Below are 13,877 nucleotides of genomic sequence, written 5' to 3' on the forward strand. Positions count from 1 at the left end.
TAGCAATCTATTAACACCGATCGATTAAATTAATTCAAATACTCCAGCAGCACCCATTCCGCCACCTACACACATCGTAACAATACCGAACTGCTCACCACGACGCTTCATCTCATGTAATAATGATAAAGTTAATTTAGTACCCGTACAGCCAAGTGGATGACCTAAAGCAATAGCTCCTCCATTTACGTTTACTCGGTTCTCATCAAGTCCTAAATGACGTATAATTTGAATTGATTGAGAAGCAAATGCTTCGTTAAGTTCAAATAAGCCGATATCAGCTATGCTTAATCCTGCTAATTTTAACGCTTTTGGAATTGCTTCAACTGGCCCAATTCCCATAACTTCAGGAGCTACTCCAGCTACTGCAAAAGATCGGAATTTTAATAGTGGGCTTAACCCTTCAGCCTCCGCTTTTTCACGGTCCATTACTAATACTGCTGCTGCACCATCACTTGTTTGTGAAGAATTTCCTGCTGTCACAGAACCTCTCACATTAAATGCCGGTCTTAATTTAGCTAATACTTCAGAAGAAGTCCCTTCTCGAACACCTTCGTCTTGAGAGAAAGTGAAATGCTTTTCTTCTAATTTATGATTCGAGTTTACTGAACGAAGAGTTACATCAACTGGAACAATTTCGTCAACAAAACGGCCTTCTTTAATAGCAGCTGCCGCACGCTGATGACTGCGTACTGCAAAAGCATCTTGATCTTCTCTCGAAATACCATATCGATTTGCAACTTGCTCTGCAGTATGGCCCATTCCCATATAATATTCAGGTGCATTTTCTACTAATCTACTATTTAAACGAGCAACATGCCCTCCCATTGGAAGTAAACTCATTGATTCTGCTCCGCCTGCAATAATAGCCTCAGAGTGACCTAACATAATACGTTCACTAGCAAAAGCAATACTTTGTAGGCCTGAAGAACAATAACGGTTAACTGTAATTCCAGGCACTGAATGTGATAATCCCGCTAATGCACCAATGTTTCGTGCCATATTAAATCCTTGCTCAGCCTCTGGTGAAGAGCAACCAAAAATAATATCGTCGATTGGACCATCATAATTTCCTGCACGTTTTAATGTTTCCTTTACAACTAATGCCCCTAGATCATCTGGACGAACCGTTGCTAGTGATCCTTTTTTCGATTTACCTACAGGTGTTCTTGCACCCGCAACAATAACAGCTTCTCTCATGTTCTTCCCTCCATCTCCCATTAATTACGTAACGGTTTTCCTTTAACAAGCATATGTTGCATACGTGCTTGAGATTTCATTTCAGAAATTAAACTTATAAATGCTTCGCGCTCTATATTTAATAAATACTCTTCATCTACAAGCGTTCCAAATGGTACTTTACCACCTGCAATTACGTACGCTAGTTTTTTAGCAATTGTTAAATCATGCTCACTTATATAGCCAGAGTAATACATAGAATTTGCACCAGCTAATAAAGTAGCATAACCAGATTCACCAACTACAGGTACTTTTTCGCGAATTGGTGCACTATATCCACCTTCATATAAATCAAGTACACGTTGCTTTGCTTCATATATTAAATGATCCGCATTAAATACTTTACGGTCATTATGGTTTAAGAAACCATTTTCAAATGCTTCTTGAGCAGAAGTAGAAACTTTTGCCATTGCAACCGTCTCAAATACTCGATTAGCAATGCCTTGTAAGTCAAATTGAACTCCTTCTGGGAACTCTTTTAATTGTTTAATATAAAGCTCTTTACTACCTCCACCGCCTGGGATTAAGCCTACTCCAACTTCTACTAACCCCATATAAGTTTCAGCTGATGCTACTACACTAGCAGCTGGTAAACAAATTTCAGCACCGCCGCCTAATGACATTCCATAAGGAGCAACTACTACAGGCTTATCAGAGTATTTAATTTTCATCATTGCCTGTTGGAATGCTTTCACAACCATTTCAATTTCAAAGTAGTTGTCATCTTGTGCTTCCATTAAGATCATAGCTAAATTAGCACCAACGCAGAAATTCTTAGATTGGTTACCAATCACTAGGCCTTTATAATTTTTGGAAACCTCATCAACTGCGAAGTTAACCATTTGCGTAATATCCATACCAATTGCATTGCTCTTCGTATGGAATTCTAAACAAGCAACTCCATCTCCAAGGTCAATTAAACTTGCTCCAGAATTTTGTTTAATAATTCGACCTTGCTCCTTTAAGACGCTTAACTTAACTTCTTTATCATTTCTTACTAGTTCTTCATACTTTTCATTGTGATAGAAGCTAGTAACTCCGTTGTCTTGCTTGTAGAAAGTTTCGTTGCCATTATCGATCATACTCTTAACCCAATTTGGGACAGTTAAACCTTCGCTCTCCATTCGAACAACTGATTTAGATACACCAATTGCATCCCAAATTTCAAACGGTCCTAAGTCCCAACCAAATCCCCATTTCATTGCTTGGTCAATTCCGACGATGTTATCAGAAATTTCACCAGACAATTCAGCAGAGTATACTAACACCGGGCTAATGATGCTCCATAAGAAATTACCTGCACGATCATCAGCATATACAAGCGCTTTCAATTTATTGGCTAATCCCTTAACTTGTTTAATACTTTCAGTTGATGCCGTACGCAAGTTTTTTCTTTCCCCATATTCAAATGTGCTTGGATCTAATTCTAAAATCTCTTTACCTTGCTTTAAGAAAAACCCTTGCCCAGACTTGCTTCCAAGCCATTTACGATTAGCCATTTCTTTCATAAATTCTGGAACTTTAAATACTTCCTTCTCTTCGCCTTCTACAAGGTCATATACATTATTTGCAACGTGGATGAATGTATCTAATCCAACTACATCCAATGTACGGAATGTTGCACTAGAAGGACGCCCAATCATTGGACCAGTAATAGAGTCAACTTCTCCAACACTGTATCCGCCTTTTAGCATTTCTTGTACAGTTACAAGTAATCCATATGTTCCGATTCGGTTTCCAATAAAGTTAGGAGTATCTTTTGCTAATACAACGCCTTTCCCTAAGACGTCTTCTCCAAAAGCTTTCATAAATGTAAGTACTTCTTCAGATGTATGTTTAGTAGGAATAACTTCTAATAATTTTAAATAACGTGGTGGGTTAAAAAAGTGAGTGCCTAAGAAATGTTTTTTGAAGTCATCTGAACAGTCTTCAGACATTGCTTCAATGGAAATACCAGATGTGTTTGAACTTACGATTGAACCAGGTTTGCGAAATGCATCTACCTTAGCCAATACTTGTTTTTTAATTGCTAAATTTTCAACAACTACTTCAATAATCCAGTCAACTTCATTTAAATGACTCATATCGTCTTCAAAGTTACCCGCTTGAATTAATGATAAGTTTTTCTTTGATGCAAGAGGAGCTGGCTTTTGTTTCAATAATTTCTGAATAGCCGTTTGACTAAATCGATTACGGAATTCTATGGAATCTGTAGTAAGACCTTTTGCAACGTCTTCCTCAGATAATTCTCTTGGTACAATATCAAGTAGTAATGTTGGAATTCCTATATTTGCCAAGTGTGCAGCGATACCAGATCCCATCACACCAGAGCCGAGTACAGCGGCTTTTTTAATTCTTTGGATCATATGCATTTCTCCTCCTCGTTTCTTGAATGAATACTCATTCACTTTCAAGATAGAACAATCCGTAGCAAATGAGCACCTCTTCTTTCACTATATGATAAATTCTCATTTTTCGCAATAAACAAAAAGTTCAAATTAATAAAATTTTACAATTTAGTTTAAAGTCTTTTTCTCGACCTTAAACCATTTTCCTTTTCCTTTATTTTTTTCATCTAAAACCATTTTTTACTAATAAGTTTATTTAATTAGGTTAGTCTAAGAAATGGAGGTGATAAGAAATGAAACGTGAAAGAAACCCATCAAAGGGTGGAGTTAGTGCAGCAAGTGTTCAAGGTAATGCGAGTCATGGAGATCAAGGACAAGAAAAAGGAAGACAAAGTAACAACCAACAGTACGGTAAAAAAAACATGGGGCAGTAAACTTTTTCAATAAAAAACTTAATAGCAAAACTAGGACAATTATGATTTTAGCAATTATATGAATAATGTTGTTTTACTAATAACTTACTTATCACAAAAAAATCCTGTAAATAAAGAGAAAAAGGCTGACTAAAAAGGATCCTCACTCAATCCTTTTTAGTTAGCCTTTAATTTTAAAATTATTTACTGAACATACCTTTTAATACGAATGCTACGTTTGCAGGACGTTCTGCTAAGCGACGCATGAAGTATCCATACCAGTCAGTACCATAAGGAACATAAACTCGCATGTTATATCCTTCTTTAACAAGCTCTAATTGACGCTCTGTACGAATTCCGTATAACATTTGGAACTCAAATTGATCATTTGGAATATTATGCTCTTTTACTAATTGTTTTGTGTACTCAATCATTGCTTCATCATGAGAAGCGATTGCAGTAAAGTTACCGTTTAATAAGTGCATTTTAATGATTTTTTTGAAGTTTTCATCCACATCTTTTTTCTCTGGGAATGCTACTTCAGCAGGCTCTTTATAAGCCCCTTTTACTAAACGTAAATTTGGGTTTAAACTGTTTAGATCTGTAATGTCGCTTTCAGTTCTGTATAAATAAGCTTGAATAACTGTTCCGATATTATCGTACTCAGATTTTAATTGTTTAAAGATACGAATCGTTTTTTCACAACGAGAGAAATCTTCCATATCGATTGTAACAAATACGCCATTCTTTTTAGCTGCCTCTAAAATACGACGCATATTCGCTAATACTAGCTCGTCCGAAATATCAAGACCCATCGAAGTCATTTTTAACGAGCATTGAGAATTTAATTTCTCCTTACCAATCGCTTCAATTGCTTCAATACAATGAGTAGCCATTTCATTTGCTTCCTCAACAGTGTCTACGAATTCTCCAAGATAATCAATTGTTACTTTTAAATTCTTTTTATTTAAGTCCTTAATAACTTTTGTAGCTAAATCGATTGTTTCGCCTGCAACAAAACGCCCTGCACCAAATCTTAGGCCATATTTTTTAGCCATTTTAGTTAAAAACTTATTTTTAGACATAAATAAAAAAGCATTCTTCATAACTTGTTCCATTACTCTACCCCCAGAATTAATCTTAACTTTTCTCTCTATATAATATTAATGTATCATCTTATGAAATTTGTTAAAACAATTATTTAATAATTTGTCGAATTTTGTTTATTGAAAATTGTATGCCCTTACTTAAAATTATATTATCATAATTTATTGATGGCGTCATCTTTGAAAATTATGGATAGAATTTTAAGATTTATTTCTATTAGCCACTACTTGATCATTTAATGCTTTAATTTCTCTAATTAAATTAACAACTTCTTGTTTCGCTTGAGGATACTTAGCATTCCAGTGTCTTAATAAATTGGGCTTTAATTTTGAGATATATGTGTACTTAATCCATTTTGCCACTTTTGCTTGCATTTCCTCTGACCAGTCCCCTAATAATAATTCGGTATACCTTTTTAGTAATGCTTGGGAATACTCACCATTCCATTGGCTGGCTAAATTGGGCATTGATTTTGAGATATACTCGTACATCATCATTTTTTCCATTTTTTCTTGCTCTTCCTCTGACCAGTCCCCTAATCTTAATTGCGTAAAATCTCTTAGTAATGCATCAAATTTTTCTTCAAACTCATTTTCCATCGATATCACCTTCCCATAATATAGACTTTACATGCAACTTAAATTTGAATAGTAATTTTTACTCTTTACTACCTCTTATATTTTCCTTTTTTTACCTCAAACTTGTTTTCCTTAAAATTATATTATATCTTCGACCAGTACTAAGACGATTATTTACAATTGTAAAGTAAAAATAATAAAGAATGGTTATTTTCATAGATAATATTGCATTAATGTCTTCAATTCCACTTTTCATAATTTGTTCACAGTTTCACAAACTTTTAATCATTATTTATTTGTATACTATGAATGTGTTTAAAGAACCCATAGGGAGTGAAACCAATTGGAACGAGATAGTATCCAATATTGTATCGATTTAGCTCTTAAAAAAAAGAAAATATTAGATCAAAGCTTAATTAAATATTTAACTCGTGCTGCATTAGCCTCAATTTATATAAGCTTTATTTTGATTGTCTGTTTAAAATTAGCTGAATTATTTAGATTACAGGATTCGCCATTTTCATCTATAGCTTATCCATTCGTTTTCGCTACAGCATTAATTATGATTATTTACGGTGGTGGGGAATTATTTACTAGTAATACAATGTATTTTACTTTCTCAACATTAGCTAAAAAAACGACTAAACTTGATTTAGTAAAAAACTGGATTGCATGTTATTCAGGCAATATTATTGGTGCGCTTATTTTTGCATTTATTTATTATTTAACTGGTTTAGCCAAAGATTTTCCTGCTGATCATTTTTTAAATGGTGTAGTCGACCATAAAATTCATGCATCATTTTTCCACTTATTTTTTAAAGGTGTTTTATGTAACTGGCTTGTTTGTCTTGCTTGTTTCTTACCAACTAGATTTAAAGATGATCTTGCTAAAATGTTACTGATCTTCTTATTAGTATTTGCTTTCTTCTTCTCTGGTTATGAACATAGTATCGCAAATATTGCTGTCTTTGTATTATCATATATTTTACCACATGAAGTGACGTTTACTTTTGGTGATGTTTTGCATAATTTAATCCCAGTTACATTCGGTAATATAATAGGTGGTTCTGTAGGTGTAGGAATGGCTTATTACTTCTTAAACAATGAAAAAAAATCAGAAGTAAAAGAATTAAAACGTGCTTCATAAAGCAGGTCTACCTGTCTTCATTTTTTGAAGGCAGGTTTTTTCGTGCAATTCTAAATTTAATATGGTAATAATGATTAATAAATGAAAATATTTCCTTTTCTGGTGGTGTTAAAATTGAAATACAATAAATTTGTTCGATTCATTATGTTCATTTCATTACTATGTTTCTTTTTATTAGCTTACGGCTTTGCAAAAGGTGCTTATACTGTTCTAAATCCGCAAAAAGGCAAACTAATTGCAAGCAATAATACACAAAAAAAGAAAGATGATGATAACGTACATAAAAGCGATCAACTAAAAATCGTTGCATTAGGTGACTCACTTACTCGAGGAGTTGGTGACGATGAAGGGACAGGCTATGTAGGGAGATTAAAAAACAATCTTCAAAAAGAGTACAAACAGTCCACGTCTATATCGAATTTAGCTGTTAGTGGTGCAAAAACATCAGATTTACTTCATGATTTAAAGAAAAAAAATATTCAAGAAACACTAAGCACTGCAAATATTGTCGTTCTTTCCATTGGTAGCAATGATTTATTTCCAGGTGCGAATCAAATGAATGAACAATTTTTAAAAACGTATCGACCTGATGAAAAAACATTTCAAAATAATTTAAGTTCGATTTTTAAAATAATACATCAACAAAATCCAAATGCGTCTATTTATACTTTTGGCTATTATAATCCGTTTCATAATGTTCAAGGTCTCGATGCATCTTCAAGCTTCGTTTATAGATGGAATAATCTACTTGAATTAGCAACTCTACAAGTTAAGAATGCTTACGTAATTCCAACATTTGATTTATTTTATAACGAAGAAGATCAATATTTATACACTGACCATTTTCATCCAAACAAAGACGGTTATATAGAAATGGCAAATCGTTTAACTAGTAAAATCGGAAGTCAGCTTCGAGGTGAGTCGAATGAATAAAGTACTTAAATTAGAAGGAGTTTCAAAAAGCATTAAAGGTAAAGTACTAGTTGACCAAATTTCATTTGAAGTTTACGAAGGTGAGGTATTTGGTTTTCTTGGTCCAAATGGAGCTGGTAAAACAACAACTATTCGTATGTTAGTCGGTCTAATAGCACCATCAAAAGGTACGATTGAAATTGCTGGATTTCCCGTTAATACGCACTTCAAAGAAGCAATGAAACAAATTGGATGTATTGTAGAAAATCCCGAATTATATGGCTATTTAACTGGATGGGAAAACTTAAATCAATTTGCGAGAATGTTAGGAATTAAAGATGATAAAAAGATCATCGAAGTCGTAAATCTCGTGAAACTGAGCGAAAGAATTCACGAAAAAGTAAAGACGTATTCATTAGGAATGAAACAAAGGCTCGGTATTGCCCAAGCCTTACTTGGAAGACCAAAGCTTCTTATACTAGATGAACCGACAAATGGTTTAGATCCGGCTGGTATTCGTGAATTGCGCGAATTTATTCATCTGCTAGTCAAAGAGCAAAATATAAGCGTATTTATTTCAAGTCATTTATTGAGTGAAATTGAAATGATCTGTGATCGAGTAGGAATTATTAATAAAGGAAAAATGGTAAGAGTCTCTACTGTAAAAGATTTAGTAAAAGAAGCGGCTGAACGTGTTGAATGGCGAGTCTCTCCAACACAAAAAGCAATAGATTTATTAAAAAAGGATTCTACAATTCAAGATATAAACGTAAAAGATGACCTCATTCTTTGCCGAATGTCACCTTTAAAAATTAACGAGATTATTCAATGTTTCGTAGCTGAAGACATTCAGGTTAACGGCGTTAAAACGATGTCTGATACATTAGAGGATTTATTTATGGAAATGACAGGAGGCGAAGTTCGTGGCTGAGCTAGTTAGACTCGTCTTTAACGAAATTGAAAAAATGGTAAGGAAAAGAAGAATACTTGTTATTTTTATCATTTTAGCAGTACTCATTCCAATTTTTGTTTATGCTCAATTGCAGCAAACGGAAGAAACAATAAAAAGACTCGGAACGGATAATTGGAAAGTATCACTTCAACAAAAAATAGTCGACCAGCAAAATAGATTAAACTCAACTGGAATTCCTGATGAATGGAAAAGTTGGTTAAAAGTTCAAATCGATCAAGAACAATATTATTTGGATAATGACATAAATCCAACAACTCCTGGTGCGCCTACATTTATACGTAAACTAATTGAACAAAGTATTGGATGGCTACTTCTACCTTTATTGGTTATGGTCATTACGATTGATATTATATCTGGAGAGCGAAGCGACGGTACGATAAAAATACTGTTAACTCGTCCTATTAAAAGATGGAAGGTCTTACTTAGTAAATATATATCCATCTGTTTATTAATCTCTTTTCTTCTAGTCTTATACGGTGTAATGGCCTATATTGCTTCAGGATTTGTATTCAGTTTTAAAGGCTGGACCGTCCCTGTGCTAACAGGATTTGTCATCAAAAATAATCAGCTAATAACAGACTCAGTTCAACTAATCCCACAATGGCAATACATTATGATGGCTTTTGGACTTGCATGGTTCGTTTGTATTATTATTGGAACGTTATCATTTATGGTATCAGTATTAGTCCGAACTACACCCGCTGCAATGGGCATTATGCTAGCAGCACTAATTACGGGTAGTGTCCTTAGTGGTCTGGCTACATCTTGGTCAGGAGCAAAATACTTTTTTAGTGTAAATCTCGGGCTAACAGACTACCTAGCTGGCCAGCTTCCATCCATAGAAGGATTAAACATGCACTTCTCCCTAATGAACCTATCCATTTGGGGACTATTAGCATTACTAATCTCTTTCATTGTATTCGTTAAACAAGATATGAATTAAAATGGCTAAAGGGGATCGGAAAAGTATAAAATTCTTTCCCTATTCCCTTACTCCATCTCTTCCCTTTAAACTGCTCTTTGGCTCTACATGAATATGTGTATAATGAATTCCGTGCTGTTCTTGTAGAATCATTTCGATTTGGTCCGTTATATTATGACTTTTACTCACATCAATACCGCCATCCACCTCAATGACTACGTCTGCAATCGTTGTATTTCCGTACATTCTAGCTCTTAGATCAACTACTTTATGTACACCTGGTACTTGATCAACAGTTTCACTAAACAAAATCATTTCATCTGGATTAAACCCGTCAGTTAGTAGAAGAGTTGAATCATAAAAAATCTCCCATGCAGTTTTGCAAATAATAACACCCACTAAAATGGCAACGATTGGGTCAATAATCGGAAAACCAATTGAAGCTCCAAGTACTCCAATAGTCGTTCCCAAACTAACTAACGCATCAGATAAATTATCCTTAGCTGAAGCTGCAAGCCCCTTACTCTTCGTTTTTTTTGCAACCTTATTATTATAAAAATAAATACCAAACATAAATATCCCAGAAGCAAATGCAACTACAGCAGCTAATCTATTTGGAGTCCCATATTCCCCAATGAATAGCTTCCGAATATTTTCAATGATTACTTGTAAACCAACTGACATCATAATAAAAGACGCAATTAAAGTAGCGATTTGTTCTGCTCTTGAATGACCATATGGATGATCTAAATCTCTTGGTTTTCTTGCAATCCTTATCCCAATAAATACGGCCAACGTCGCACCAATATCAGTCACATTATTAAGCCCATCAGCTAAAAGAGCACTAGAATCTGTATAAAAACTAACAAGCACTTTGACCGACGCAAGAACCAAATAGGAAACAATACTCAACAAAGCTGCAAAATCTAACTGCTTTTGAAGCCCCTTCTCCATAAACTCACCCGCCCTAATAAAAAATCATATGGCATTATCTTACCCATAATGCAAATTTTCCATTTTAAGTAAAAAGAAAAAGCAGAATCTGCTTTCATCAATTGGTTTATAAATACTGTGGACAACAACAGCAATTGCGAACACTAAGTGAACTTTGTTGATATAACGTTGGTTTTTGTTGATATAACACTGGTTTTTGTTGATATAACACTGGTTTTTGTTGATATAACCACAAGTTTTGTTGATATAACACTGGTTTTTGTTGATATCACCCAGTTCTTCGTCGATAAATTCACCATTTTTGTTGATATCACCTATATCTTCGTTAATTTATCCCCAATTTTTGCTGATATCACCTATATCTTCGTTGATTTATCCCCAATTTTTGTTGATATCACTAAATCTTCGTTGATCTATCCCTAACTCTTGTTGATATCACAGGTTACTATCAACAAATCGTAAAATACCCCATATTTATTCCAAAATAATAAAGCAGACTCAAAAAATCGAATCTGCCCTTCTCTGCTTTATAATGGCTTCGGATTATAACTAGATCCTGTTAAATCTGTTAAATCACAAACCGTTTGCCATAATTCTGGATAAAATTCGAAGCGAACAGCACGTTCTAATGCTTCTGCTGGAACTCCTTTTAAGCTCTTTGTATTCATGCCAATCATACGACGTACAAGTTGGATATGCTGTCTGCGGAAAGATTGGAATCTTTCATCGAAGCATGTTAGCTCTTGCATTAATTGGAACAACTCAAAGTTTTTAGCCGCATCTTGGTGTAATTGAACTGGTGTCAGTAAATTTTCATCTAATAGATCTTTGAAAGGCTGCCAAAGTGTTGGTCCTAATTTTAAGATTTCATTAAATCCAGGAGAGTCTTGACCGCTACCTCTTCCTAAAGCTAAACGAATTATGTGATAATCACTTGGACTTACTAGTTTTACCATGTCAAAAACTGCTGGTAAGTGTACTAAGTGATTATTAATACGTTGTAAGTGATGAGTTGCTCTTGTCACCTCTTTTGCACGCATATGTTTATCCGCAAAATGAATCGATTGGATGATTAATTTAAAATGTAACTCGGCAATTTGGTGAACTGTTTGAAACGTTAATTCATCTGGACAAAATAATTCTTCATCAGGCTTTTGTAAACTTAATAATTCTTCTGTGCGAATATATTTCTCGTAATCTGTCAGTTTTTTTTGCTCTTGTGTCATTTTCATATCCCGCTAAACTAATTTACGTAAAACTGCTCGTACTGGACTACCATCAGCATCTGCTAAAGGTAGTGGTAATGCTATAAGCTCGTACTCTCCTGAAGCAACATCTCTTAGATCAACTGATTCTAAAATATGAATACCTGCGTGATGTAGAGCATGATGTGCTTCAAGTTCCTTACTATCAAGTGGGTCTACTGAAGGTACATCTACTCCAATTAATTTAATTCCTTTTGTGTGCAAGTACTCTGCTGCTTCCTTTTCAATATGTGGAATACTCTCCGGGAAAACGCTATCATTTTTCCACGAGTTTGTTTTAATTAATAAACGTTCCACGCCATCTAATTGAAAAGTTTCTAAATCTAATTTTTTAATAGAGTCTACTTCAATCAACTCAATTACTTTTGCGATTCCCACATATAAGTTAGGATCTAAATCGATCACTCTCTTGCCATTTTCATCAAAATGAAAAGGCGCGTCGATATGTGTGCCTGTATGAGCGCTAAAAGTCAATTTACCAACATTGACCGAACCACTTTCTTCTTTTGTCCAGCTTAATTCGAATGAAAAATTTGTATCACCTGGCCATACAGGCATACCATTTTGCAATCTTCTTGATATATCGATTAATGACATTTCAAACAACTCCTAAGCAATGATTTCGCGCTCATTTTTAAACTGCTCGTATTGCTTTTCAACCATAATTTTCTTTAAAATTTGTACACTATTCCATACATCCACATAAGAAGTATAAAATGCAATTGGAGCTAGTCTGATTACATTTGGTGCTCTAAAGTCAGGAACAATTCCATTTAATTTTAACGCTTTACAAATCCTTGCAGCATCTTCATGTTCAAGACAAACATGTCCACCTCGTTTTGAATCTTCAAGTGGATTACCAATTGTAAAACCAAAATTGTTTAGTTCTTCATTTATTAAGCTCATTAAATAGGCTGTACTGTGTAATGACTTTTCACGAATTCGATCAATTGTAGCTTCTTTATACATTTCAAGTGAGCCAGCAAGTGGCGCCATACTTAGCACATGTGGCGTACCAATTTGATAAGCACCAACTGTATTTGATGGAGTAAATTCATGCTTCATATCAAACTGTTTTTCTTTATTTGAACCAAACCAACCAGCTAACCCAGGCATTGTACCAAAATGCTTTTCGTGAACGAATAAACTTCCTACTCCACCAGGTCCGCTATTTAAATATTTATAATTACACCAATAAGCAAAATCCACATCCCATTCATGGAATTGATGAGGAATTGCTCCAACAGAATGACAACCATCAAATCCTATTATAATTCCACGTTCATGAGCAGCACTTGTTAATCGCTCTATATCTAATAACTGTCCACTTCGATATAAAACAGTAGGAAGAATAATTAATGCAATTTCTTCAGTCATTGCTTCAATAATATCTTCTTCACTAATTGTGCGACCATCGCGACTCTTCACTTGGATTAAATGTGTTTCTGGATCAAAGCCCTTTAATTTTAATTGACTTTGAATAGCATAAATATCAGATGGAAAATTTAATTCATCTGCTAAAATTTTTGTTTTTTGGCCACTTGGCTCATAAAAAGATGCGATTAATTGGTGAAGATTCGAAGTCGTAGACCCAGTTACAATCACTTCATCCTCTTTTGCCCCAACTAAAGGTGCACTTAATGCTCCTAATTTTTCAGCAAAATAATACCATGGATGATCACCTTGCATCCATCCATCGATTGCAAGTGCTTTCCATGAATCTAATAGATCTAATAAACTTTGTTCGGCTCTTTTAGAAAGAAGCCCTAGAGAATTACCATCTAAATAGATTGTATTAGGCTGTAAATAGAACTCATTACGATAAATTGATAAAGAATCTTTTTGATCTAGAAATTCTGCAAATTCTTTTGTCGGCTGAAACATCCCCCTGTTTTACCCCCTTGCAATAAATAACCTACTATATTAAAGGTATTGCGATTATTAATACATGTCAATATTTTCTGAATATAATATTATATAAAAAAAGTGCCAACAAATCCAAAATATCCCTATCTTAGA

General features: G+C 34.3%; 13 protein-coding genes. 5 read left to right on the forward strand and 8 right to left on the reverse strand.

All coding sequences use genetic code 11. From position 1 onward, the window contains the following. Positions 1-24: 24 nt before the first annotated feature. Together ACFCYN_RS06595 and ACFCYN_RS06600 are read right to left on the reverse strand one after the other, a co-directional pair. Positions 25-1,200: an acetyl-CoA C-acetyltransferase gene (locus ACFCYN_RS06595; protein WP_375948291.1), complete on the reverse strand. Its 1,176-nt coding sequence runs from the start codon at positions 1,198-1,200 to the stop codon at positions 25-27. A 20-nt stretch (positions 1,201-1,220) separates the two neighbouring features. Next, positions 1,221-3,602, reverse strand: a complete 2,382-nt coding sequence (locus ACFCYN_RS06600) for a 3-hydroxyacyl-CoA dehydrogenase/enoyl-CoA hydratase family protein (RefSeq protein WP_375948380.1) — start codon at positions 3,600-3,602, stop codon at positions 1,221-1,223. Between the two features lie 278 nt (positions 3,603-3,880). Here ACFCYN_RS06600 and ACFCYN_RS06605 point away from each other — a divergent pair, with 278 nt between their 5' ends. Beyond that, a complete protein-coding gene (locus ACFCYN_RS06605; protein WP_098118617.1) occupies positions 3,881-4,021 on the forward strand; it encodes a YuzL family protein in 141 nt (46 codons plus the stop codon). Between the two features lie 179 nt (positions 4,022-4,200). Here ACFCYN_RS06605 and ACFCYN_RS06610 read toward each other — a convergent pair whose 3' ends face one another. Continuing rightward, positions 4,201-5,118: a proline dehydrogenase family protein gene (locus ACFCYN_RS06610; protein WP_172446156.1), complete on the reverse strand. Its 918-nt coding sequence runs from the start codon at positions 5,116-5,118 to the stop codon at positions 4,201-4,203. Between the two features lie 189 nt (positions 5,119-5,307). Beyond that, the gene (locus tag ACFCYN_RS06615) at positions 5,308-5,706 is read right to left on the reverse strand and encodes a DUF2573 family protein (protein ID WP_172446157.1); all 399 of its coding nucleotides are present in this window, start codon (positions 5,704-5,706) and stop codon (positions 5,308-5,310) included. Positions 5,707-6,028: 322 nt separating this feature from the next. Between ACFCYN_RS06615 and ACFCYN_RS06620 the strand changes: the two genes are divergently transcribed. The 4 genes from ACFCYN_RS06620 to ACFCYN_RS06635 all read left to right on the forward strand — a co-directional run bounded on the left by ACFCYN_RS06620 (position 6,029) and on the right by ACFCYN_RS06635 (position 9,660). Then, positions 6,029-6,832, forward strand: coding sequence for a formate/nitrite transporter family protein (locus ACFCYN_RS06620; RefSeq protein ID WP_172446158.1), 804 nt, complete (start codon positions 6,029-6,031; stop codon positions 6,830-6,832). Between the two features lie 114 nt (positions 6,833-6,946). Further along, on the forward strand, positions 6,947-7,765 hold the full coding sequence (locus ACFCYN_RS06625; protein ID WP_375948295.1) for a GDSL-type esterase/lipase family protein: 819 nt from the start codon (positions 6,947-6,949) through the stop codon (positions 7,763-7,765). After that, positions 7,758-8,675, forward strand: a complete 918-nt coding sequence (locus tag ACFCYN_RS06630; RefSeq protein WP_375948297.1) for an ABC transporter ATP-binding protein — start codon at positions 7,758-7,760, stop codon at positions 8,673-8,675. Before ACFCYN_RS06625 ends, ACFCYN_RS06630 begins: the two co-directional genes overlap by 8 nt. 25 nt (positions 8,676-8,700) lie before the next feature. Then, positions 8,701-9,660 carry an ABC transporter permease gene (locus tag ACFCYN_RS06635; RefSeq protein ID WP_375948382.1) on the forward strand — a complete coding sequence of 320 codons (960 nt, stop codon included), beginning with the start codon at positions 8,701-8,703 and terminating at the stop codon, positions 9,658-9,660. Positions 9,661-9,699: 39 nt separating this feature from the next. Here the strand turns inward: ACFCYN_RS06635 and ACFCYN_RS06640 are convergent, their stop codons facing one another. From ACFCYN_RS06640 to kynU, 4 genes are all read right to left on the reverse strand, one after another. Next, on the reverse strand, positions 9,700-10,593 hold the full coding sequence (locus tag ACFCYN_RS06640) for a cation diffusion facilitator family transporter (protein WP_375948298.1): 894 nt from the start codon (positions 10,591-10,593) through the stop codon (positions 9,700-9,702). 527 nt (positions 10,594-11,120) lie between these two features. Next, a complete protein-coding gene (locus ACFCYN_RS06645) occupies positions 11,121-11,819 on the reverse strand; it encodes a tryptophan 2,3-dioxygenase family protein (RefSeq protein WP_375948300.1) in 699 nt (232 codons plus the stop codon). A gap of 12 nt (positions 11,820-11,831) precedes the next feature. After that, positions 11,832-12,455 carry an arylformamidase gene (kynB, locus tag ACFCYN_RS06650; RefSeq protein ID WP_375948302.1) on the reverse strand — a complete coding sequence of 208 codons (624 nt, stop codon included), beginning with the start codon at positions 12,453-12,455 and terminating at the stop codon, positions 11,832-11,834. 12 nt (positions 12,456-12,467) lie between these two features. After that, positions 12,468-13,742, reverse strand: a complete 1,275-nt coding sequence (kynU, locus tag ACFCYN_RS06655; RefSeq protein ID WP_375948304.1) for a kynureninase — start codon at positions 13,740-13,742, stop codon at positions 12,468-12,470. Positions 13,743-13,877: the final 135 nt, after the last annotated feature.

This window comes from Gottfriedia sp. NPDC056225, assembly GCF_042267765.1.
Classification (GTDB): Bacteria; Bacillota; Bacilli; order Bacillales; family Bacillaceae_G; genus Gottfriedia.

What these genes read in the sequence shown, in the direction of transcription:
- ACFCYN_RS06595 (WP_375948291.1), bottom strand. Translation starts at nt 1,200, where the DNA reads ATGAGAGAAGCTGTTATTGTTGCGGGTGCAAGAACACCTGTAGGTAAA.
- ACFCYN_RS06605 (WP_098118617.1), top strand. Translation starts at nt 3,881, where the DNA reads ATGAAACGTGAAAGAAACCCATCAAAGGGTGGAGTTAGTGCAGCAAGT.
- ACFCYN_RS06610 (WP_172446156.1), bottom strand. Translation starts at nt 5,118, where the DNA reads ATGGAACAAGTTATGAAGAATGCTTTTTTATTTATGTCTAAAAATAAG.
- ACFCYN_RS06615 (WP_172446157.1), bottom strand. Translation starts at nt 5,706, where the DNA reads ATGGAAAATGAGTTTGAAGAAAAATTTGATGCATTACTAAGAGATTTT.
- ACFCYN_RS06630 (WP_375948297.1), top strand. Translation starts at nt 7,758, where the DNA reads ATGAATAAAGTACTTAAATTAGAAGGAGTTTCAAAAAGCATTAAAGGT.
- ACFCYN_RS06640 (WP_375948298.1), bottom strand. Translation starts at nt 10,593, where the DNA reads ATGGAGAAGGGGCTTCAAAAGCAGTTAGATTTTGCAGCTTTGTTGAGT.
- ACFCYN_RS06645 (WP_375948300.1), bottom strand. Translation starts at nt 11,819, where the DNA reads ATGACACAAGAGCAAAAAAAACTGACAGATTACGAGAAATATATTCGC.
- kynB (WP_375948302.1), bottom strand. Translation starts at nt 12,455, where the DNA reads ATGTCATTAATCGATATATCAAGAAGATTGCAAAATGGTATGCCTGTA.
- kynU (WP_375948304.1), bottom strand. Translation starts at nt 13,742, where the DNA reads ATGTTTCAGCCGACAAAAGAATTTGCAGAATTTCTAGATCAAAAAGAT.